Genomic DNA, 21,409 nt, shown 5'->3' with positions numbered 1-21,409 from the left:
ATGTAGTGATTTCTCCCTGGTCTGCTGCCTGTGCGGCAGTAAAGATAAAGATTTAAATGAACTTACTATATTTCTAAGCTGCCTATACGGCAGAGTTATATATTAAATCAACTTCCTATAGGTTTTAAATAGATTTTATTTAAAATATACTCTCGTCGAGAGTAAGGCTGATGTCTTCTTTGGTAGTGAAGACCAATCGCCGAGTCTTTGGATGCTGCATCTGGTATTTGGGGTAGTCATTAGGGCGAAGGCTGTTGATTCGTTGGCGTGACAACAGTCTAATCCTTACAAATAGAATGGGATTAATAAAACTCATGATGGTCACTTTCGTCTCTCAATGCGAGAAAAAGGCACTTAACCGTACCCGGCGGGTGCTGGATGCGTTTGCGGACCGCATTGGTGACAATACTTGGCAAACCGTCATCACGCAAGAAGGGTTGTTGGCAGTGAAAAAACTGCTGCGCAAAACTGCAACCAAGAATACGGCGGTGAGTTGTCATTGGGTAAGGAGCCGGTCACGGACGGAGTTGGTTTGGTTGGTTGGGAATAAAAGCAAATTTAATGGTCTGGGTTTAGTTCCCGTGAATAGCACCACGGTTAATCGAACGTACCGCGATGATCGCGCTGACTGGAAGTATCTTCCCCTTATTCAGTCGTTGGTATCCCTGGCGGCCTTGTTGCATGACTGGGGTAAAGCCAGCGCCCGCTTTCAGGAAAAATTATCACAGGAGTACAAAGGCAAATACGGCGATGCACTTCGCCATGAATGGATCTCTTGTCTATTACTCAAAGCGCTGATCTGCAAGACGGATTCGGAGTCGGATAGCGGTTGGTTAACGCAGCTGGCCGAGGGCGAAATTAATGAAGAAGCGTTAAAGCAAACTGATCTTCTAAAATTTCGAAGGCCGCTTGCCGAGCTACCGCAGACAGCTAAGCTGGTTGCTTGGTTGATTTTAACCCACCACCGCTTACCGTTGCAGACCTTAAAGCCTAGCATATTACTGAATGAGTGGTGCGGTGTTGCAACGGAAACTATGGACGACCTGTTTGCATACATTACTCAAGATTGGAGTTACGAAAACCGATTTGATGGCTACGATCAGCAGCTTAAAGATTGTCTTCATTTCCCCAAGGGGCTAATTAGTAATTCCCAGCCCTGGTTAAAAGAACTCAAACGTTGGGCTAAAAAGCTGCTAGGCCAACAAGAGCTTGTCGCACAGATTATGCAAGATGGTAGTTACCGGACGGTGTTACATCATGCCCGCCTTTGCCTGATGTTGGGTGATCACTATTATTCATCGCTGACTTTAAAGGAGTCCGGTGAGTGGCGAAATACCACTGGCTTGGTCGCCAATACCCAAAAGGGTGGTTCGCCCAAACAGTCATTGGATCAGCATCTAGTGGGTGTCTACCGGCAGGCACTGCGTAATGTCTATAAGCTTCCTGTGTTGGAGCAGGCATTACCGGATTCTGACAACATTGCCGAGCTTAGAAAAAAAAGCCCCGCCGAGTACCGCTGGCAGGATAGGGCAGCTTCGAAAATCCAAGAGTGGGTTAAAGCCAGTAACGAAACGAAACATGGTTTTTTCGCCGTTAATATGGCTAGTACGGGTAGCGGCAAAACCTTTGCCAATGCGAAAGCTATGTTAGCGCTTTCTGAGAACCAGGATAGCCTTCGCTATATTTTGGCGCTTGGGCTGCGCACTTTGACATTACAAACCGGTGACGAATATCGCGAAAGAATTTTCAAAAATACTGACGGTAGTGATTTAGCGGTGTTAATTGGTTCCAAAGCAGTCGCTGAGTTGCACGCGCAGGCGAAGGAGCAAGCTGAGGGTGACACAACAACGGAGCAGGGCTCAGAATCGCAGGAATCTCTGCTTGGAAATAGTGATGAGGTTATTTTTGATAGTGATACTCCTGAGGATGGGTTAGCGACGCTGCTACAAACCCAAAGAGACAGAGCTTTCCTCTATGCCCCCATCCTAACTTGCACCATTGACCACATCATGGCAGCCACCGAAACCACCCGTGGTGGGCGATATATCTTACCGAGCCTGCGTTTGATGTCGTCAGATTTAGTCATTGACGAAATTGACGACTTTACTGGCTCGGACTTAATTGCTATTGGACGTTTGATTCATTTAGCGGGAATGCTAGGGAGGAAGGTGATGATCTCTTCAGCTACGATTCCACCTTCTTTAGCGGAAGGATACTTTAATTGTTACCAACGGGGCTGGCAGCTGTATTGCCAAACCCGTAATGCGAGCCAGGTTATAGGCTGTGCCTGGATTGACGAGTTCACTACCCACATTGTTAACAATAGCGCCCAGAATGCAGTGCAAGCAAACCAGGAGTATGCCGCCGCACACAGTATTTTTATCGAAAAGAGGGTCGCTGCATTGTGTAAACAGCAGGCAAAACGCAAAGCCAATATTATTGATTGTCAAATGATACTGGAGCTGGAAGCCTCAGGGAAGGGTGATATTGAAACAACGAGACAGACAGGCTATTTCGAGACCATTTTCCAGGATGCTCTGATCAAACACCATCAACACCACCAAACTGATCAAGCAACTGATTTGAAAGTATCTTTTGGTGTGGTGCGCATGGCTAACATTTCCCCCTGTATTGCATTGACACGTTATCTGCTGGAATGCCCATTACCCACAGATACAGCAATCCGGGTGATGCCCTATCACAGCCAACAGGTAATGTTATTAAGGCACGAACAGGAAAGGCATCTGGATGCGGTGCTAAAGTATAAGGAAAAACTCGGTGAAAAAGCGAAAGCGTTCAAAAATGTTCTGATTCGGGAACACCTGGATTCGTTATCAAATCAATCTGAGCCGCCCAAAAATGTAGTGTTTATTCTGATCGCTACTCCGGTAGAAGAGGTTGGTCGCGATCATGATTTTGATTGGGCCATTGTTGAACCCTCATCTTATCGTTCCATTGTTCAACTGGCCGGACGGGTGAGGCGTCACCGTTCCGGGGCGGTTCAAACATCGAATGTCGGCTTGTTGCAATACAATTGGAAAACCATCAAGTCGGGGGATAAAAAGCACGCCTGTTATTTTTGCATGCCAGGCTATGAGTTTAATGGCCAGATCAAGGTGAATGGGAGAGAGCGAAGCGCGTCCTGTGAAGTTCATGATTTGAGAATACTGGTTAATGAAAAATCGGTTGCAGAACGGCTGGATGCCATACCCCGCATCGATGAAAATCCGCCAAAAGGTTTTGGCCTTGCCCGATTGGAACATGCTGTAACCGCGCATTGGCTGAAACAATACGATGCAAAAGGCCCAGAAACACTGCAGGGCTATTTAAGCCAAAATTGGTTTATGACAGCTTTGCCACAAGCACTTAATCGCTTCCGGCAAAGCAGGGCGAGTATACACCTGTATCGCTGTTTTGATGACAAAGGACACTGCTATTTCACAGAAAAAGATAATAAGGGGAAAGCTGCATTCACAGTCGCGGGAGATCTAATCAATCAGGACGATTGCTACCGTATTCAAAATATGGAGCTTTCTGATCAGCAGCGACAGCGGTTTTGGCTTTTTCGAGATTACCGCAGCCTTCTTGAAGTACAGGCTGAGCAAAAAGAAATCAGCCTGAATACGGCGGCTCTTCGTTATGGCGAGGTGGTGATTCAAGAGCCCTATGAGAATCAATCACCCCCTAATTATATATACGACGATCAATTTGGGTTGTTTAAGGACGAAAGGAGATAATTCATGCTAGACCCTGCAATAGGTGCCTTTTTTACTGAGCGTAAAGAAGGCTGGTTAAAAAAAAGTTTGAAACCCTCGATGCAGAACGACGAAGTGCTGGCACTAGAGTTTGAGTGTGAGCAGCTTTTCTCTCCCGAGCAATGGCTACCTAATGCGGCCAAACGCGCCGGTCAAATAAACATCTCTAGTCATCCCTGTACATTTAGTCATCCCAGTGCAAGAAAGAATAAAAATGGGTATGTAACCTCTGTTATCGCTAGCGCCTCCCAAGCACCAGACGGTTACCTAAGAACCGGCAATGCTCAGGTGCAGGGTGATGCACTGGGTAATGCCGCTGCTCTGGATGTCTACAAGTTTCTCACTTTGGAGATGCAAAATGGTGAAACGTTGCTGCAACATATCCAACATGATTCTGATTTGGCTAAGGAACTATTGTCGATTGAAACGGAAAATTATCAAACGCTAAAAGACGGTTTTCTGGCGATGACTTTAGGCAGTGACAAAAGTATAACCAGCTCCAAAATTAAACAGGTCTACTTTCCTGCGGGTAATAATTATCACCAGCTCTCTATACTGAGCAACTCTGGAATAATTTACGAGTTGCGTCATCGCATTGATGCGCTACGATTCTCTGAAAATCAAAAGATCCTGCGTGAGCGGAAACGCAACAATCAGCCGAGTGAAAAGAGTTTTTCAGAAATCTATGACATCACGACAATTGGCTATGGTGGCACGAAACCGCAAAATATAAGCGTATTAAACAATCAGCACGGGGGTAAAGCGCGTTTGCTTTTGTCAGTACCTCCGACGTTGGTAAAACGTGATATTCAATTTCCTGTCAAAAACTTTTTTACTAACGCGATTCGTTATTACGACATTCATGATGCATTATTAAAGTTACACAGCATTTTCAAAATTGGCTTGGACAGTATGATTCCACGCCGCAATCTGGAAAGCGGGCGAGATCACCGGATTGAGGAAATTCTCGATGTGATTATCCCGCGGATGGCGGCCCTGCGGTCTATCGCTGAAGAGCAGTATCGGGAGGAAACCAGCCAATTACCGCAATATCAAAAAATCTGGCTTTGCCCTGAATACAGACTGCAGCGAGAGAAGGAGGATGAATGGTTGATGGAACTCTGCAAGGAAATCACCCTTTGGATCGGCAAGGCCTACCAAAAGACGATAAAAAAATCGGTTACTTTAGGTTCTGCTGAACGCGAGTATCTTAAAGGCGTGATCACAACCCATCGGGAGGCATTGCGATGATTGACAATGTGCTACTAATACCCCATATCCGCATTCAAAATGCTAATGCACTTTCCAGTCCTTTTACCATTGGGTTTCCGGCCATGACCGCTTGGCTGGGTGTCGTACACGCTTTGCAGCGTAAACTTAATGCTAAGGGAGTTGATGCTCGTTTTGACAAGATGGGTGTCGTTTCCCATCAGTTTGATTTGCAAACCTACAAGGGGCCTGGTGACTTCGAATATTCCATTGTCGGGACCGCCAATCCGTTGGATAAAGACGGTACCCGGTCAGCATTTATTGAAGAGGCTCGGTGTCACCTAGAGGTCAGTTTGGTGATTCTCTACGATGGCATTGACAAGCTGCAAGAGGATGACGCATTGGAGAAAATTATCCATTGCTTGAACAGTCAGATAAAAATCGCCGGTGGCGATATCTTAAGCTTTGAGAAACCAGCCTTCTATAAAAATTTTAGTCTACTAAAGCCTAAACTCATGCCCGGTTACGCCTTGATAGAGAGGCGCGACTTAATGATTGAAGCGATGGAACAAGGTCAAGATGCTATTGACGCCATGTTGGACTACTTAGCAATTCACCATAGCTGCGAGCAGCATGAAGAAAACGGAGAAGCAAAGGTGACGTGGAGTAGTCAGCGCAAACCCACCGGTGACCAGGATCAACGTGGTTGGATAGTTCCAATCGCTACCGGGTTTCAGGGGATTAGCAAACTGGGTCGAGCGGAAAATCAGCGCGATCCTGATGTGCCTCACCGTTTTGCAGAAAGCATAGTGACTCTGGGTGAGTTTAAGATGGCCTACAAATTGGAAACTCCGCAAGAACTGTTCTGGAGCTATCACTTTGAACCTGAAAATAATCTGTATTTATGTCAGCAATCTAAACCAAGCCCGCAATCTTTGCTTGAAGAAGATGGCTTTTAATTATCTGTGTAAACAAGGAGAAAACTCATGGCTAAAAATGAAAATATTGCATCCGTACTGGCCTTTGAAAAGAAACTGGTGCCATCGGACGGTTATATGTTCGGCACTCAATGGAACAACCGTAATGAACCAAGCCCGCTCAAGTTAAAAGAAAAATCCGTTCGCGGCACCATTTCCAATCGTTTGAAACCGGCTATTCAGAACGATCCAGTAAAGCTGAATAAAGAAGTGGAGAAGGCCAATCTGCAAACAGTGGATTCCTGTGCTCTCGAAACCGAACAGGATACGCTTGAACTTCATTTTACCCTCAAAGTATTAGGCGGTATTCACCAGCCGTCGGCCTGTAATAATGCAGCCTTTAAGCAAAGTTACAGTATGGCGGCTAAAGCCTATGTCGAGAAAGAGCGTTTTCGTGAACTGGCGCGCCGCTATGCATTGAATATAGCCAATGCTCGTTTCCTATGGCGCAATCGTGTGGGTGCGGAAAATATTGAAGTACAGGTGAGGGCGTTGAACAAGGGTGCTGAGCAGGAGTGGCAGTTCGATGCGCACCAATTCAACCCCCGTAACTTTGATTCAGATGATCATCAGGTGAATGATCTAGCTGCTTGTATTGCTAGTGCTCTAGCTAGCGAGGATGATTTTCTAATGCTGGATATTACATGCTACGCACAAGTGGGCAAGGCTCAGGACGTTTACCCCAGTGAAGAGCTCGTATTGGATAAAGGTAAAGGCAATAAAAGTAAAGTATTGTATGAGGTTGATGGTGTTGCCGCTATGCACTCCCAAAAGCTGGGTAACGCGCTGCGCACCATTGATACTTGGTACCCAGAATTTAATGATCCAGAGAGTTCGGCAGGCCCTATCGCAGTCGAGCCTTATGGTGCTGTTACCAATCTTGGTAAAGCCTACCGTACACCTAAAGATAAACAGGATTTCTATAGTTTTTTCGACAAGTGGGCGCGAGGTGAAGCATTGACGCGCGTTGAAGATGAACACTATGTCATGGCAACTTTGGTACGAGGTGGTGTCTTCGGTGAAAGTGATAAATAGGGGGCGCTATGGAATATTATCTGAACATAAAAATATTGTCGGATCCGGAACTACCTGTAACGGTGCTTATGAACGCGCTCTACGCCAAACTCCACAAAGCCCTGAATGACCGAGAAGCAACAAATATAGGTGTCAGCTTCCCATGTTATCAAATCACCCTGGGTAATATCCTGCGCCTGCATGGCGCTTCGAAGGAATTAGGCGAGCTACAAAAGGCCGATTGGTTAGGCGGTATGAAAGGCTATTGTCAGGTCAGCGAAGTGCTCCCCGTCCCTTCTGATTGCCAATACCGGACTGTTGGGCGAAAGCAAACCACCATGAGTCATTCAAAATTGGAGCGCTTGTTAAAGCGCGGATCGATTTCGGCGGATGAAGTGAAACAATACAAAGTCAAAATGTTTACCAAAGGGCTGGATAATCCCTATGTTGAATTGGTGAGTGGTTCCAATGGGCACCGGCACCGGCGCTATATTGAGTTTGGAGAATTAATAAATGAATCAAGGGAGGGTAGATTTGATCAATTTGGCCTTAGCAAAACAGCAACCATTCCCTGGTTCTAGTTTCATTGGAACAGAGGGAATAAAGCCATGAAGTGATTATGATCGGCTAGAAAGGAGAGCAGATTGCAACTAATTTTAGTTGCGAATTGCGCTAGAGCAACTATAATTAGTTGCACATAATTGAAAGGACTCAAATGAGCAAAACAGAGAAGTTGCTGGCGAGATTTAAAGCATCGACAGGACAATTTAAATGGACTGATATGGTTCTACTGCTGTCTCACCTGGGATTTCAGAAAGTCGAAGGTGCCGGTTCACGTGTTAGTTTTACCAATGGCGTCGTGATTATTAAGTTGCATAAGCCTCACCCGCAAAAGGAAGTAAAAACCTATGCGGTGAAGCAGGTTAAAGAAATGTTGGAGCGTGAAGGTTTAGTATGAATATGCTGGAATATAAAGGCTATTATGGCACTGCTGAATACAGCGCGGAGGATCACTGCCTGTATGGAAAACTGGCGTACATTCGCGACCTGGTTAACTACGAAGCAACGACAGTCAAAAATCTTGAAAAAGCGTTTAAAGAGGCGGTTGACGACTACTTAACCTTTTGCCGAGAGCAAAAAAAAGAACCTAATATTCCGTTCAAAGGGACATTCAATGTGAGGGTCTCTCCTGATTTACATCGGCGGGCAACAATCGCTGCGGGTGAACAATCATTAAATGCCTTCGTAAGTGCTGCGATTGAAGAGAAAATAGAGCGGTGCGGCGTGTGAGTTGATTTCCCCCAAACCCCAATGGAGCGTTGTTAGAGTATTTACGTATCAGAAGTAGTAGTAATAATCGTTTATAACTGGATCTGTACTTCGTGTTTATATGGAACTAAATATTAATATTTATTGCTCTTTAAAAATTTTATATGAAATCAAATAGTTACAGACATCTCAAAAACTTTGGTTAAACCGGGATTTTTTGACTAAGTGTTTGTTGTAACTATTTTTTTGTGTCTTATACTTCAGTTCACTGCCGCACAGGCAGCTTAGAAATACTCAGAGATTTATAAACATACCGACGAAAAGTTCACTGCCGCACAGGCAGCTTAGAAAGCTGCAAACTGCTTATCTGTCAACTCGCTCATGTTCACTGCCGCACAGGCAGCTTAGAAATGCAAACATTTCCAACAGCCCAAAACCCACCTGTTCACTGCCGCACAGGCAGCTTAGAAATGATCTATCGTTGAGCCGTGTATATAGTTTTTGTTCACTGCCGCACAGGCAGCTTAGAAATTATGTCAGTCGATCAGATAGACTTCCAGAACGTTCACTGCCGCACAGGCAGCTTAGAAAGTCAGCATCATCTAAATAATAATGCGTACAACGTTCACTGCCGCACAGGCAGCTTAGAAAAGACAACTTGGCGCAGGCGCAAGCGCTGGGTAGTTCACTGCCGCACAGGCAGCTTAGAAAATGTTAAATTCCTGAGCTGCGCACGCGCCGTGGTTCACTGCCGCACAGGCAGCTTAGAAATGTTCTGCTATTTGCGCTTTAATAAATAGGCTGTTCACTGCCGCACAGGCAGCTTAGAAAACTCATAAACAAACTCTATTAACATTCCCCAAGTTCACTGCCGCACAGGCAGCTTAGAAATCTAGTTTTAGTACTTTCTGTTATATGCTGTTGTTCACTGCCGCACAGGCAGCTTAGAAACGAGGGTGGCGCCATACTCCCCGTAAATTTTGGTTCACTGCCGCACAGGCAGCTTAGAAAAATAAAACTAGTTGCAGATTTCGAGCTCTTTTGTTCACTGCCGCACAGGCAGCTTAGAAAACCAGAGATTCGCGTGAACAGGTTCATTCGTTGTTCACTGCCGCACAGGCAGCTTAGAAAGAACACGACGCTTATATACATGTATATAAATCGTTCACTGCCGCACAGGCAGCTTAGAAATTAATGAGCGGTTTGTAATGCAGCCGTGTTTTGTTCACTGCCGCACAGGCAGCTTAGAAAAGTATGCCGCTGACGCCATTAAGCCATTGGCAGTTCACTGCCGCACAGGCAGCTTAGAAAAATGGTCAGATTATCATTGGCAGCAAGACAGAGTTCACTGCCGCACAGGCAGCTTAGAAATATTTGTATATGATAGAGCGTGTCGTAATAGAGTTCACTGCCGCACAGGCAGCTTAGAAATCAAAGAGGCTGACCTCCTCAATCTTATCAATGTTCACTGCCGCACAGGCAGCTTAGAAAACGATACCGACCCCCCACAATGCAATCTTAGTGTTCACTGCCGCACAGGCAGCTTAGAAAAAGATAGCACGGCTCGAAACCTGCCATAAAGAGTTCACTGCCGCACAGGCAGCTTAGAAAAGTCTCAACAAGCGTTATCGGTTTTATTTTAATGTTCACTGCCGCACAGGCAGCTTAGAAAAACAAAGATGCCATCTGGCGTGGCGGCTTGATGTTCACTGCCGCACAGGCAGCTTAGAAAATTTCGATTCCGTATTCATCATGTAATGCTACGTTCACTGCCGCACAGGCAGCTTAGAAAATAGCAATATGCATTGCGTTTGTCCACTGTTTGTTCACTGCCGCACAGGCAGCTTAGAAAAATTTGGCCTACCCAATTATTAGCCTTGCTATGTTCACTGCCGCACAGGCAGCTTAGAAACAAAATAAGGAACCCATGATCCGGTAGTCGGGGTTCACTGCCGCACAGGCAGCTTAGAAATTCAATGATGTATGTGTTCACATTAATTCCCCGTTCACTGCCGCACAGGCAGCTTAGAAAAAGATTAAATCTTGCCCGGATGGTGTATTAAAGTTCACTGCCGCACAGGCAGCTTAGAAAATTTCGATTCCGTATTCGTCGTATAGCGATACGTTCACTGCCGCACAGGCAGCTTAGAAATAAAAAACATGCGGCGCGAATCGCATCCTTGAGTTCACTGCCGCACAGGCAGCTTAGAAATAGGATACTGCTATTATGTACAAAATGCCTAAGTTCACTGCCGCACAGGCAGCTTAGAAATATAGTGAATTTTCGTACTCTTTGATTGCTTGGTTCACTGCCGCACAGGCAGCTTAGAAATTACTACGTGTTTCTTTAAGCTCAATAGCAGGGTTCACTGCCGCACAGGCAGCTTAGAAAATAGCAATATGCATTGCGTTTGTCCACTGTTTGTTCACTGCCGCACAGGCAGCTTAGAAACGATCAAGTGGACTCTACCCACATCGCCCAATGTTCACTGCCGCACAGGCAGCTTAGAAAAAGAGCGCAGAATTAGCAGCACGAGCGGTTATGTTCACTGCCGCACAGGCAGCTTAGAAAACAACCTTTTTGACAGCCTTCATTGCCTTAGCGTTCACTGCCGCACAGGCAGCTTAGAAATATTGAAACTGCCCCGCGAGACGAGACAGTTGGTTCACTGCCGCACAGGCAGCTTAGAAAAAGAATGGAGGATTTATGTTCAGGAAAACAAAGTTCACTGCCGCACAGGCAGCTTAGAAAATCACCGAAGAGGGCACCCACGTTGCCGCGCTGTTCACTGCCGCACAGGCAGCTTAGAAAATACCAACTTAACCAGCATGGAGTTTAAGAAAGTTCACTGCCGCACAGGCAGCTTAGAAAAACAACAAAAAAAAAGCCCGGCCCTTATAAGGGTTCACTGCCGCACAGGCAGCTTAGAAACAACAGGTACGCCGGACAATGACCGTGTATTCGTTCACTGCCGCACAGGCAGCTTAGAAAAATGGATAGGGTTGTAGCTGTGACAGATGAGCGTTCACTGCCGCACAGGCAGCTTAGAAAACAGCGCCGTACCATCAAGGGAGTGCCGTTACGTTCACTGCCGCACAGGCAGCTTAGAAATCTAACCCATAATTGGGCAGATCGACGGGTAAGTTCACTGCCGCACAGGCAGCTTAGAAATGCAAGGTGTGCAACGGATCCGGGAGGGTGCGGTTCACTGCCGCACAGGCAGCTTAGAAAACATGAACGCGGTGCTCCTGTCGAACGAGGTAGTTCACTGCCGCACAGGCAGCTTAGAAATGCGCAAACAAGACCTACGACGCCAGCGTGCCGTTCACTGCCGCACAGGCAGCTTAGAAACGAGGGTGACACGGTTTGTCATAACTGTCATTGTTCACTGCCGCACAGGCAGCTTAGAAAACGCACAAAAGACTCGTCTACATCTTTGCTGCGTTCACTGCCGCACAGGCAGCTTAGAAAATTAAAAGAGGTTGACTGAGCATATTATCAACGTTCACTGCCGCACAGGCAGCTTAGAAATTCGGTGGCGTTGATTGCACAGACCGCGCGCTGTTCACTGCCGCACAGGCAGCTTAGAAAAGTTAAGTAATACGCCGCTCTGTGCATTCCGCGTTCACTGCCGCACAGGCAGCTTAGAAACAACAAAGAAAAGTGGATCAGTAAAGGCAACAGTTCACTGCCGCACAGGCAGCTTAGAAAAGAAAACGGCATCAGAGCTATGGCGCGATTGCGTTCACTGCCGCACAGGCAGCTTAGAAAACTGCAGAAGCGATGGGGTTAGGCGCGTTAACGTTCACTGCCGCACAGGCAGCTTAGAAAGACCGGATCGATCTGGAAAAAATGTATTACAAGTTCACTGCCGCACAGGCAGCTTAGAAATTACTTTATTTTGAAGGCACATGAAGTAAATGAGATCGGGTCATACTAACCAGTGAACTTTTGGATGCTCAGCGTTAATTTAGGGTGTTAACACTCGCCCGGTGCCCGAGAAGTAGAAAGTAATTGCCTATTCGGAGTCTTCCAGAATGTCTCGATCAATGTTTTGATCAATGTCAGGATCGATCCCGGCGTGGGCTAGGTCGGGTTCTTCTTCTGAAGTAGAGTCATACGCAGGGTGAGCGGCGGGGTCTTCTTCATCTTCAAGTTCATCACCCTGTACTTGATCCGGTTCTTCTGAGGTTTGGATACCGATGCGGTAGGCGGCAAACCCTGGTTGCACCACTTGGTTTAGCGCCATACCCAGAATTCGGCCTTTACGGGTCGCAAAAATTTCCTGTCGAGCATTAGTGATAGGGTCCGTCACAGTACCTAACAGCTGACCTTTTTTAACCCTCTGTCCCAGCGCTACGCGACTAAAGAGAATGCCGCCTTGATTGGTTCTCACCCAGGTAGATTTGTAATAAACGGGTTCGGGTTCTCCCCACAGGCTTGATTTTTTATACATGCCGAGTTTGTAAAGTAGCGTCAGGATACCTTTCGCGCCATGCGTTACTGGCTTTTCATGTAATTGCATAGCACCGCCGGTCTCTAAGGTGACGGCGGGTATGCCTCTATCCGTCGCGGAGCGTCTGAGCGTACCTTTGGTGCCGGTATGATGTAGTACGACGGTGGCACCAAAACCTTGGGTGAGTTCCAGCACGCGTGGATTGCTTAGGTCGGCACGTAGCTGTGGCAGGTTGGTTCGATGTAGAGAACCGGTATGCAAATCGACCAGCGCATCACAATGGACAATTATCTCGTTAAAAAAGGAATAGGCAATGCGCGACGCGGAGCTTCCGTATAGCTTGCCGGGAAAATATCGATTCAAATCGCGCCGGTCAGGCAAATAACGTGAAGCGCGGTGGAAACCTTGGATATTGACAATAGGTACACCAATCAGGGTGCCCGTAAGTTTTTCCGCATCCAGGTTGTTCAGAACACGGCGCACAATTTCAATTCCATTTAATTCGTCACCGTGAATCGCTGCGGTTAAACACATGACTGGACCCGGCTTTGTGCCATGAACGACAATGACAGGCGCTGGTGAAGTGATCCCTTCGTTGGTCTGGCTATATGTCCAGGAGAGAATTTTCTTGTTGCCAGACGGTACTTCGGTGCCGAGGAGGTTAAAGGGTTGAAGGGGGTCAGGATATTCTGCGGGGGCAGCTTCTTCGATACTTGGCAGGGCGTCGACATTGCTAAATGTTGGTGTGTCGGCTGCTGCCGGATCCATTGCAGGAGCCGCTTCGGTAATGGCTTCGGAGGGCTGGTCGCTGGGTAATGAAATTTCTTGTACCGGCACAGCCCTGGGCTCGTTCAAATGAGTGTCGTTGCTTGTTATCAGCAGGGGCCCTGCCTGCAAACTGGACATATTCAGACACAATAAAATACTTAGCAATGAGGAAAAGCTCGCGCTTTGAACAGAGCGGCGCCAAGGGCTAAATTTAACTGATTTACATTTTGGTCGAAAAATTATAAACACTGAATGACAACTGAGTAACTGTGAGTAGCTCAAGTATAGCGGGGAATTTAGGTGATCACGAACTATTTGATATCCTAGCTGAAGAGTTGTAAGGCATAATTTTACCTGGACCGGAACGGGTAGAGAATGCCAAGGTCTGTATTCGGAGGAGGTGAGGCAACAATGAAGCAGCTTGTATTAACCGGTAGACAGATTATTTTTTTCTTGCTTATGCCGTTTTTGCTGATAGCGTGCAAAGACGAATCCTTGATTGGCTCACTGGAGGTGATCGAAAATTTTACCTATATTGATGCCGAACAAGTGGCACGATCGGTCACTCAAGGCAATTACACCGTCTACTTGAAGCCGGAGAAAGCCAGTGTTAGCCAATACCGATTAACTTTGGTGGAAAAGAACAAATCCGATGCTGACACTCAAATCATACGTATCCCGATCCAGGCACCAGAGAGTATCAAGTGGGTTGCGGCGGATGGTCAGACCATCAATCTGACTTCAACGGATACGGTTGAGCAGCTTGTCGCTATTAGCGGTTCTGCTTATGTTCCAGCCCATGCGCTTAAGCAGCCCTTTAATCTGGAGCTGAGCGCCGCATCTCGTGATTATAAAGAAAAACTGACCACGAAGAAGGATTGCAAGGTGTCGGTCGCGTCGCTAGAGAGCGATGTTGGCTTTGGATACCACTATTATTTTGATGGTTTTTTTCTTCGTCCCTATGCTGTCAGTGGGCCAATGCATTCGATGTCTCTGGAGTTCAGAGCAAAGCCGAGTTACAAAAAAGTGAGTTATACCGAGGCTGGCAAAGAGTACGAATACGGAGTAATTCTGAAAGAAATGGAAACACAAAAAGTAATCGCACGGGGTAACGCAATACTTCGAGTGCCAAAGGCACGTAGCAAGGTTCGGGAATTTACTTGCCGACCAATTCAGTAACGCGTTGATTGTATGGTTCGTATCAAAGGTTTGCCTCAATGGTCGCGCAAATAGTCGATGGCTGCTTGGCGGTCGTCTTTGGTCCACTTTGAGGTGGAGAATTCCACCACTTCCGCCATATGTTCGGAGACATAGTCGCCGTCGGGTAAGGCACCATCACTGAATAAATCCTCCAGCTCTTCGGTATCCCAGTCGGCTATGCCCTCTGGTCCGCTGGTGATATCGGGTGCGGAGAGTGTTTTATTGCCTTTAAATTTTTCTGAGAATTGCAGGATACCAATGCTGTTACGTGGGGTGTGACATTCATTACAGTGTCCCAAAGTATCCAGTAAATATGCGCCGCGTCTGTGTTCGGCTGGGGATTGGTAAGTTGAAAAGTCGTTTAGTACCTTCCAGACGCCTATTAAAAGTCGACTGACGTACCAATTTAGTTGATGTTCTTTGTTAGTTTGTTTGACGGGAGGCAAGCTAAATAGGTATTGCTTGATAGATAAGAGGTCGTTATCGCTGATGTTACGATACGCAGGGTAAGGGAAACTGGGGTAATAGTGGGAGCCGTCAGGCGCGATGCCCTCACGTACTGCCATGATGAATTGCTGGTCGTTCCAGTTGCCGATGCCGGTTTGCTTGTCGGAAGTGATGTTGGGTGTATAAAAAGTACCAAACTCGGTTTCCAGGGCGCGTCCACCAGCGAGCGCTGGTCCGTCATTGGGGGTGTCGGTATGACAGGCGTAGCAGTTGGCAAGCTGAAAAAGATATTTACCTTTATCGAGGTTCGTATCAGCCCCTGTGATGGCGGGCAATAATAAAAGCCATAACAGGGTGGAGGGTTGTTTCATGAGGTTTTTGTTGTCCGTTTAGTCGTCTTTTTTCTTAAACGATTTATGGCAACTACCGCAACTGGTTTTACCGAACTCTTTAAATGCCACAGCAGTTTTAGATAAATCCCCCTGTGTGGCGATACCCCTAAAAGTATCTAATGCCTGCTTTGCTTCGGAAATGGTTCGATTAAATTTTTCAGGCTTTTCCCAGATATCATTTTTGGCGTTGGTTTTGCCGGAGTCACTACCACTACCAGCGGGGAAAATACTATCCAGCTCGTCGAATAACTGTTTAATCGCATCAATGTGCCCTACAAGTTTGCCCGTGTGAGAAACCTTTTCGGTAACGATGAGTTTAATGGCATTATTATGGCCTCGGATAGCGGTCATCACAGAAGTGCGATATTCAATATCGTCCTCTGCTGGCGAATCGTTAGCAAATAGCTGCATGCTTAAAATACTACCTATCACCAGTACGATTATTTTATTCATGGTGGTCTCCTTGCTTTATGGCTGGGGGAACTTAAAAATGGCTAGTATGCCCTTTTATTTAGTTCGGGGAATGTTTACAACTTCAAGGTACTGCTTTATCGAGCAACAGTCATCATTAAACTACAGACAATGATATATAAAATCGATTGCAAATCAACCTGACCATGAAAACATGACGAGCTGCTTGGAAAGGATACAAACCTCAATTGCATGAGACAAATAAATGCATGCTATCTCATTAAAAGAAGAATGTTCAATGGAGCAATCCGCGAATGAATGACCAGATCAACCAGGACGATATCAATAAAACCCTCTGGAGCGCCTGCAATACCTTTCGTGGCAAGATTAGCGCAGATACCTACAAAGACTTTATTCTCACTATGTTGTTCCTTAAATACATCTCCGATGTCTGGCAGGATCACTATGATGGGTATCAGGCCGAGTACGGTGATGAGCCGGAGCTGATTGAAGGTATGATGAAAAATGAGCGTTTTGTCTTACCCAAAGCAGCCAGTTTTTATGCTCTGTGGGAGCGCCGTCACGAACCGGGTAACGGTAAACGTATTGACCAGGCACTGCATGCCATTGAAGAAGCTAACGGGAGTAAACTCAAGGGTGCGAGTAAAAGTGTGTTCCAGGATATTTCCTTCAACACCGACAAACTCGGCGAAGAAAAGCAAAAAAACTTCATGCTGCGCCACCTGCTTGAAGACTTTGCCAAACCGGAGCTTAACCTCAAGCCCTCCCACGTTGGCAGCCTGGATATTATAGGGAATGCCTACGAATACATGATCAAATTGTTTGCCGCCAGTGGTGACCAAAAAGCCGGAGAATCCTATACCCCACCCGAAGTGTCCGATCTCATGGCAGAACTACTGGACCCGCAACCCGATGACAGCATCTGTGATCCGGCCTGTGGTTCCGCCTCACTGCTGATGAAATGCGGCATGAAAGTACGCAAGCGTTACGGCAGTAAGCAGTACGCCCTCTATGGTCAGGAAACTATCGGTTCCACCTGGTCGTTGGCGAAAATGAATATGTTCCTACATGGCGAAGATAACCACAAAATTGAATGGGGTGACACCATCTGTAATCCCAAGTTGTTGGATCAGAATGGCAACTTGTTGCTGTTTGACATTATCATCGCCAATCCGCCTTTCAGCCTGGATAAATGGGGTCACGATGCGGTTGAGCACGACAGGTTCAGCCGTTTCCGTCGCGGCATACCGCCAAAAACCAAGGGCGACTATGCCTTCATTCTGCATATGATTGAAACTATGCGACCCCCTTCACGAGGGAAACCCGGCGGGCGCATGGCTGTGGTCGTGCCCCATGCTGCACTGTTTCGCGGTGCCAGTGAGGGTCGAATCCGACAGAAACTCATCGAAGAAAACCTGCTCGATGCTGTTATCGGCTTACCGGAAAAGCTTTTTTACGGCACTGACATCCCTGCTGTTATCCTGATATTTCGCAAAGACAGACTCCCTCTCTCTCAGAATGAGGGAGTATTATTCATCGATGCCTCTCGCGAATTCAAATCCGGTACAAACCAAAACCTGCTGACCGATAAAAATATCGGCAAAGTCGTCAGCACCTATCGACGTGTACGTTACCGGACAGAGCCGGAAATGGAACTGAGTTCATCTCCCTGTATGGCTGATGATTTTAGTCAGGTACAGCTTGGTGTGGTGGTGGATAAATACGCCTATCTCGCCAGCTTCGAAGAAATTAAAGAGAACGACTTTAGCCTTAAGATTTCACACTATGTGGATACTTTTGAAGAAGAGTAAGAAATCGACCTGCCAGCAGTGGGGCGCGTACAGTTAGTCATGGACTTTATCCAGTAGAGTTCTTATTATTTCCGCTTTAAAGCGCAATAAATGGCAAGTTGAAAAACAGCATTTATCTGCGGCTCATTTGATAGGGAAAATATGAGTGACCGTTAAAAATATACACACGATCATCATTGCGCCGGATCAACTTGGAAAAATGTATCTGGTGGGTCAGCGTGCCCCCTAACAAACCCTCGTCAGATAATTCACCAAAGATAGTATGGTTAATGGTCGTCCTTGGCGCCGCTCTCGGGTTGATTTTAAGCTGGGGGGTATTAAGTGGCGATCAGCATGGCAGAGTTAATTTGCTATATTTGCTGTTCCTCTATGTATTATTACCCATTGTAAGCCTGCTTATCTCCCTGGTGTCACTGCTGGGTAGGAAAGGTATCAATTTGGCTCGCCTGTTAATTGCGCTGCCGCTGTGGTCTGCACAACAACAATCATTGTTCAGAAAAACACGTCAACTCAATCTACACAAACACTGGTTGTTATTGCAGAGCCAGGCTGCGGCATTGGCATTTTCATGTGCCAGCCTATTGGTGTTTTTCATGCTGTTATTGGCGACAGATATTAATTTTGTCTGGCGTAGCACCCTGCTTGACGCCACTGACCTATTACCTTTTCTGAATACGATCGCTTTGCCCTGGGGGTTCTGGGAAAGGGCACAGCCTTCCTTGGTGTTATTACAGGCAACGCAGGACTCCCGATTACTGATAAGCGGAGTCGATGCGACACGCTACGCAGGCTGGTGGCAGTTTATTCTGGCCAGCCAACTATATTATAGTTTGTTACCCCGGGCCTTGGTGCTGGTCGTTGCGCGGCTGAGCTTTATTCATCAGGCTCGGCAAGATTTGGAATCGAGACTGCAACAGGAAATCAGTCGTCATCCCATCACTCCCGACAAGAGTTATGTACTGGCCCCAGTAGTAACTGAACTCTCGTCGTCTATTGCCATCAATAATTGGGCCGGAGTGTCGCTAGGTCTGCTGAAGTCGCTGGCTGAGCTGGATTTGCGGGCGGATAATTTGCTGGTTGCCGGGCCGCTGGCCACTCAAGAGCAACAAGCCAGCGCCGAATCATGGCATGGGGAACAACTTGTGGTGGTCAAAGCCTGGGAACCTCCGTTGGGAGAGTTGCTGGATTTTTTACAGCATGGCCGTGGTTATCTGTTGCCGCTGGATTGGGATGAAACGGGATTAAAACCGCCGCGCCAAAGCCATCTGCAGGAGTGGCAGCGGTTTGTCAGTCAACTGCCTCAATGGCGTATATTTTTACCGCAACAACTGGGATAACCTTGGAAAAAGTAATTTTTGCAGTGGTGGGGCACCCCAACAAGGGCAAGTCATCGATTGTTTCCACCCTGTCACAAGATGATTCAATCAATATTTCTGGTGATAGCGGCACCACCAAAAAGGCGACTTGTTATCAGGTGAAAACCGCTCACTCGGGTTATGAGCTGGTTGATACGCCGGGCTTTCAGCGGCCAACCAAAGTCATGGCTTGGCTCAATCAGCACGCGCCGACGGCCAACCTTCGTGCTCAGGCGGTTAGTGCTTTTGTCGCAGATCCGCAATGCCAGCAACAATTTCCCGATGAAGTTGAGTTGCTCACCCCATTGATTAAGGGGGCGGCAATTCTGTATGTGGTGGATGGTTCCCGGCCCTATGGGGCAGAGTACGAAGCGGAAATGGAAATACTGCGTTGGACGGGTCGGCCCAGTATGGCCTTGATAAATCCCATCGAGAGCGAGCAGTATGTTGCCGAATGGGAGCGTGCGCTGACCCAGTATTTTAAAATTGTCAGGGTATTCAATCCCATGACCGCTGATTTTACCCGGCAGATAGAATTATTGCAGGCATTCGCTCACCTTAACCCTAACTGGGCCGGCACCCTAAATACCATTACTGAGGATCTGCAACAACAACGCATCACACAAAAAGCCAATAGCGCAATGATTCTGTCACGGCTGGTGGAGGATCTGTGTTTTCATCGCGAGAGCCAGAAAGTACTGAACCAACAGCAGGCCAAAATAATTCAGCCAACCCTCGAAAAAAAATATAAAAGCTGGATGCAGGCAAGGGAAAATCAGGCAATACGCGAACTGTTCGCCAACTACCAGCATTATCAGATCAAAATCGACCTCAGCCAGCTGGATTTTCCACCAGACCTGTTTGACCTTGATAAGTGGTATGCCTGGGGGCTAACCAAGCAACAACTGGTTTCGGCCGCTGCACTCGCCGGTGCTGCTGCCGGTGTTACCTTGGATATCGCGTTGGCGGGCCACAGCTTGATGCTTGGTGCGATAGGCGGTGGCCTGGCGGGGTTTGGCAGTGCTTGGTTTGGCGCTGATCGGCTAGCTGAACTTAAATTGCATGGTCTGCCGCTCGGCGGTTACGAAGCTTGCTTCGGGCCGATAAAAAACCGCAACTTTCCCTATGTGGTGATCGGTCGCTTTATTCACCTGTCCCGTCAAATCAGTGAACGCAACCATGCTAACCGGGGCCAGCTGAGCTTCGCGGCAACGGACTTTCAACAAAACGTAATATCGCTGGAAAAGTCGACCCAAAAAGCACTGCATCAAGCCTGTGATAAGCTCATCAAACAGCAGACCGTGGACGATTTGCAGACAATACTGTTGCCGTTACTTTGAAGAAGTTTGGGGTCAGGAAGTTTGGAGGCGGACAAATTAACGACAACTTGATGTTGGATCAGAATAATTGCGAGAATAAACGACGCCACCCTGGGAGGACTTTCTATCCGAAAAGAAGTAAACTCCGCCAACTTCGTGTTTGCCATCATTTCCAGCACATATCTTCCCAGCGAGCCCTGGTTCTTCTGGGGTGGATAGAGTTGGCTCGTTGAGAGCCTTTGCCCAATGTGGGGCATGATGCGCTTACTCATCGGAATTCGGTGAATAGGTATTGATTTGAGGTGAATCCGGTGTTTGTATAATGGTAGTGTCATCTACTCAACGGTCAAATTATCTATGCCAGACAGCAATGCAGAAAACGGGCCGGTTACGGTCAGTATCGCACGCCGCATTCTCAAGGGGAAAGAGGAAGCATATGAAGCTTGGTTGCGCCGCACTATTAGCGCAGCGAAGCAGTTTCCAGGGCACATGGGAGTCGATGTACTGCGCCCCTCCGCGCAAACAGGCGGTGATTATGTGCTCATTGTACGCTTTGATTCCTATGCTCACCAGCGTGATTGGGAGTCGTCCGAAACCCGAGCAATGCTTTTGCTTGAGTTGGGCGAACTGACGGAAGGTGAGACCCGGGTAAAAAAAGCGTCCGGTATCGAATTTTGGTTTTCGCTGCCCGAGGTTCCGCAAAATGTGGCGCCCAGTCGGCACAAGATGGCTCTGGTGTTATCAGTGGTAGTCTTTATCCTGGTGCTCCTGGTTAACATACTGTTTGGCGATTGGTTAGGTCAAATGTCACTGATACCGAGAGTCTTGATATTGGCACTTTCCCAGGTGTTAATGCTGACTTATGTGGTCATGCCGCCGGTTACTCGCCTATTGCGCCACTGGTTGTACTAAATACGTCGGTTATCCACAATCTATAACGGAGCTTTGCACGACTGGAACTCAGTCTTGCCTTCGGTCGGGTTATTTAGCATAACGTCGCTGGA

Annotated in this window: 15 protein-coding genes, 1 pseudogene and 1 CRISPR repeat array; of the genes and pseudogenes, 12 read left to right on the top strand and 4 right to left on the bottom strand. The window is 47.2% G+C overall.

The window, feature by feature from the left end:
* Window positions 1–314: 314 nt before the first annotated feature.
* The 7 genes from cas3f (at window position 315) to H6995_10365 (ending at window position 8,245) form a co-directional block, all read left to right on the top strand.
* The gene (cas3f, locus tag H6995_10395; GenBank protein MCP5215405.1) at window positions 315–3,737 is read left to right on the top strand and encodes a type I-F CRISPR-associated helicase Cas3; all 3,423 of its coding nucleotides are present in this window, start codon (window positions 315–317) and stop codon (window positions 3,735–3,737) included.
* 3 nt (window positions 3,738–3,740) lie between these two features.
* Window positions 3,741–5,006 carry a type I-F CRISPR-associated protein Csy1 gene (gene csy1, locus H6995_10390; GenBank protein ID MCP5215404.1) on the top strand — a complete coding sequence of 422 codons (1,266 nt, stop codon included), beginning with the start codon at window positions 3,741–3,743 and terminating at the stop codon, window positions 5,004–5,006.
* The gene (gene csy2 / locus H6995_10385) at window positions 5,003–5,923 is read left to right on the top strand and encodes a type I-F CRISPR-associated protein Csy2 (protein MCP5215403.1); all 921 of its coding nucleotides are present in this window, start codon (window positions 5,003–5,005) and stop codon (window positions 5,921–5,923) included. Before csy1 ends, csy2 begins: the two co-directional genes overlap by 4 nt.
* Before the next feature lie 27 nt (window positions 5,924–5,950).
* Window positions 5,951–6,976: a type I-F CRISPR-associated protein Csy3 gene (gene csy3, locus H6995_10380; GenBank protein ID MCP5215402.1), complete on the top strand. Its 1,026-nt coding sequence runs from the start codon at window positions 5,951–5,953 to the stop codon at window positions 6,974–6,976.
* Between the two features lie 8 nt (window positions 6,977–6,984).
* The gene (gene cas6f / locus H6995_10375; GenBank protein MCP5215401.1) at window positions 6,985–7,536 is read left to right on the top strand and encodes a type I-F CRISPR-associated endoribonuclease Cas6/Csy4; all 552 of its coding nucleotides are present in this window, start codon (window positions 6,985–6,987) and stop codon (window positions 7,534–7,536) included.
* 134 nt (window positions 7,537–7,670) lie between these two features.
* Window positions 7,671–7,913, top strand: coding sequence for a type II toxin-antitoxin system HicA family toxin (locus H6995_10370; GenBank protein ID MCP5215400.1), 243 nt, complete (start codon window positions 7,671–7,673; stop codon window positions 7,911–7,913).
* Window positions 7,910–8,245 (top strand): type II toxin-antitoxin system HicB family antitoxin, encoded by a 336-nt coding sequence (locus H6995_10365; protein MCP5215399.1) that lies wholly within the window; start codon window positions 7,910–7,912, stop codon window positions 8,243–8,245. Before H6995_10370 ends, H6995_10365 begins: the two co-directional genes overlap by 4 nt.
* 242 nt (window positions 8,246–8,487) lie before the next feature.
* Window positions 8,488–12,116: a CRISPR direct-repeat array (repeat unit 28 nt; unit sequence GTTCACTGCCGCACAGGCAGCTTAGAAA).
* Window positions 12,117–12,243: 127 nt separating this feature from the next.
* Here H6995_10365 and H6995_10360 read toward each other — a convergent pair.
* Entirely contained in the window at window positions 12,244–13,587 is a 1,344-nt protein-coding gene (locus H6995_10360) for a succinylglutamate desuccinylase/aspartoacylase family protein (GenBank protein ID MCP5215398.1), read from the bottom strand.
* 273 nt (window positions 13,588–13,860) lie between these two features.
* On the opposite strand from H6995_10360, the gene H6995_10355 reads away from it, so the two are divergent.
* Window positions 13,861–14,628: a hypothetical protein gene (locus H6995_10355; protein MCP5215397.1), complete on the top strand. Its 768-nt coding sequence runs from the start codon at window positions 13,861–13,863 to the stop codon at window positions 14,626–14,628.
* A 35-nt stretch (window positions 14,629–14,663) separates the two neighbouring features.
* Here the strand turns inward: H6995_10355 and H6995_10350 are convergent, their stop codons facing one another.
* Both H6995_10350 and H6995_10345 read right to left on the bottom strand, forming a co-directional pair.
* The gene (locus tag H6995_10350; GenBank protein MCP5215396.1) at window positions 14,664–15,467 is read right to left on the bottom strand and encodes a cytochrome c; all 804 of its coding nucleotides are present in this window, start codon (window positions 15,465–15,467) and stop codon (window positions 14,664–14,666) included.
* A gap of 18 nt (window positions 15,468–15,485) precedes the next feature.
* On the bottom strand, window positions 15,486–15,941 hold the full coding sequence (locus H6995_10345; GenBank protein ID MCP5215395.1) for a cytochrome c: 456 nt from the start codon (window positions 15,939–15,941) through the stop codon (window positions 15,486–15,488).
* 272 nt (window positions 15,942–16,213) lie between these two features.
* Between H6995_10345 and H6995_10340 the strand changes: the two genes are divergently transcribed.
* The 3 genes from H6995_10340 to H6995_10330 all read left to right on the top strand — a co-directional run bounded on the left by H6995_10340 (window position 16,214) and on the right by H6995_10330 (window position 20,426).
* Entirely contained in the window at window positions 16,214–17,731 is a 1,518-nt protein-coding gene (locus H6995_10340) for an SAM-dependent DNA methyltransferase (protein ID MCP5215394.1), read from the top strand.
* A 269-nt stretch (window positions 17,732–18,000) separates the two neighbouring features.
* The gene (locus tag H6995_10335) at window positions 18,001–19,068 is read left to right on the top strand and encodes a DUF2868 domain-containing protein (protein ID MCP5215393.1); all 1,068 of its coding nucleotides are present in this window, start codon (window positions 18,001–18,003) and stop codon (window positions 19,066–19,068) included.
* On the top strand, window positions 19,035–20,426 hold the full coding sequence (locus H6995_10330; protein MCP5215392.1) for a DUF3482 domain-containing protein: 1,392 nt from the start codon (window positions 19,035–19,037) through the stop codon (window positions 20,424–20,426). Before H6995_10335 ends, H6995_10330 begins: the two co-directional genes overlap by 34 nt.
* Window positions 20,427–20,462: 36 nt before the next feature.
* Here H6995_10330 and H6995_10325 read toward each other — a convergent pair.
* Window positions 20,463–20,639, bottom strand: a pseudogene (locus H6995_10325) (YdhR family protein).
* 123 nt (window positions 20,640–20,762) lie between these two features.
* On the opposite strand from H6995_10325, the gene H6995_10320 reads away from it, so the two are divergent.
* Window positions 20,763–21,317 carry an antibiotic biosynthesis monooxygenase gene (locus tag H6995_10320; protein ID MCP5215391.1) on the top strand — a complete coding sequence of 185 codons (555 nt, stop codon included), beginning with the start codon at window positions 20,763–20,765 and terminating at the stop codon, window positions 21,315–21,317.
* Window positions 21,318–21,409: the final 92 nt, after the last annotated feature.

This window comes from Pseudomonadales bacterium (assembly GCA_024234615.1).
Lineage (GTDB): Bacteria > Pseudomonadota > Gammaproteobacteria > Pseudomonadales > IMCC2047 > JAJFKB01.
This window is presented reverse-complemented; position numbering and strand designations above follow the sequence as displayed.

What these genes read in the sequence shown, in the direction of transcription:
- H6995_10330 (MCP5215392.1), top strand. Translation starts at nt 19,035, where the DNA reads ATGGCGTATATTTTTACCGCAACAACTGGGATAACCTTGGAAAAAGTA.
- H6995_10335 (MCP5215393.1), top strand. Translation starts at nt 18,001, where the DNA reads ATGGTCGTCCTTGGCGCCGCTCTCGGGTTGATTTTAAGCTGGGGGGTA.
- H6995_10340 (MCP5215394.1), top strand. Translation starts at nt 16,214, where the DNA reads ATGAATGACCAGATCAACCAGGACGATATCAATAAAACCCTCTGGAGC.
- cas6f (MCP5215401.1), top strand. Translation starts at nt 6,985, where the DNA reads ATGGAATATTATCTGAACATAAAAATATTGTCGGATCCGGAACTACCT.
- H6995_10370 (MCP5215400.1), top strand. Translation starts at nt 7,671, where the DNA reads ATGAGCAAAACAGAGAAGTTGCTGGCGAGATTTAAAGCATCGACAGGA.
- H6995_10355 (MCP5215397.1), top strand. Translation starts at nt 13,861, where the DNA reads ATGAAGCAGCTTGTATTAACCGGTAGACAGATTATTTTTTTCTTGCTT.
- csy1 (MCP5215404.1), top strand. Translation starts at nt 3,741, where the DNA reads ATGCTAGACCCTGCAATAGGTGCCTTTTTTACTGAGCGTAAAGAAGGC.
- csy3 (MCP5215402.1), top strand. Translation starts at nt 5,951, where the DNA reads ATGGCTAAAAATGAAAATATTGCATCCGTACTGGCCTTTGAAAAGAAA.
- H6995_10320 (MCP5215391.1), top strand. Translation starts at nt 20,763, where the DNA reads ATGCCAGACAGCAATGCAGAAAACGGGCCGGTTACGGTCAGTATCGCA.
- H6995_10345 (MCP5215395.1), bottom strand. Translation starts at nt 15,941, where the DNA reads ATGAATAAAATAATCGTACTGGTGATAGGTAGTATTTTAAGCATGCAG.
- H6995_10365 (MCP5215399.1), top strand. Translation starts at nt 7,910, where the DNA reads ATGAATATGCTGGAATATAAAGGCTATTATGGCACTGCTGAATACAGC.
- cas3f (MCP5215405.1), top strand. Translation starts at nt 315, where the DNA reads ATGATGGTCACTTTCGTCTCTCAATGCGAGAAAAAGGCACTTAACCGT.
- csy2 (MCP5215403.1), top strand. Translation starts at nt 5,003, where the DNA reads ATGATTGACAATGTGCTACTAATACCCCATATCCGCATTCAAAATGCT.
- H6995_10350 (MCP5215396.1), bottom strand. Translation starts at nt 15,467, where the DNA reads ATGAAACAACCCTCCACCCTGTTATGGCTTTTATTATTGCCCGCCATC.
- H6995_10360 (MCP5215398.1), bottom strand. Translation starts at nt 13,587, where the DNA reads ATGTCCAGTTTGCAGGCAGGGCCCCTGCTGATAACAAGCAACGACACT.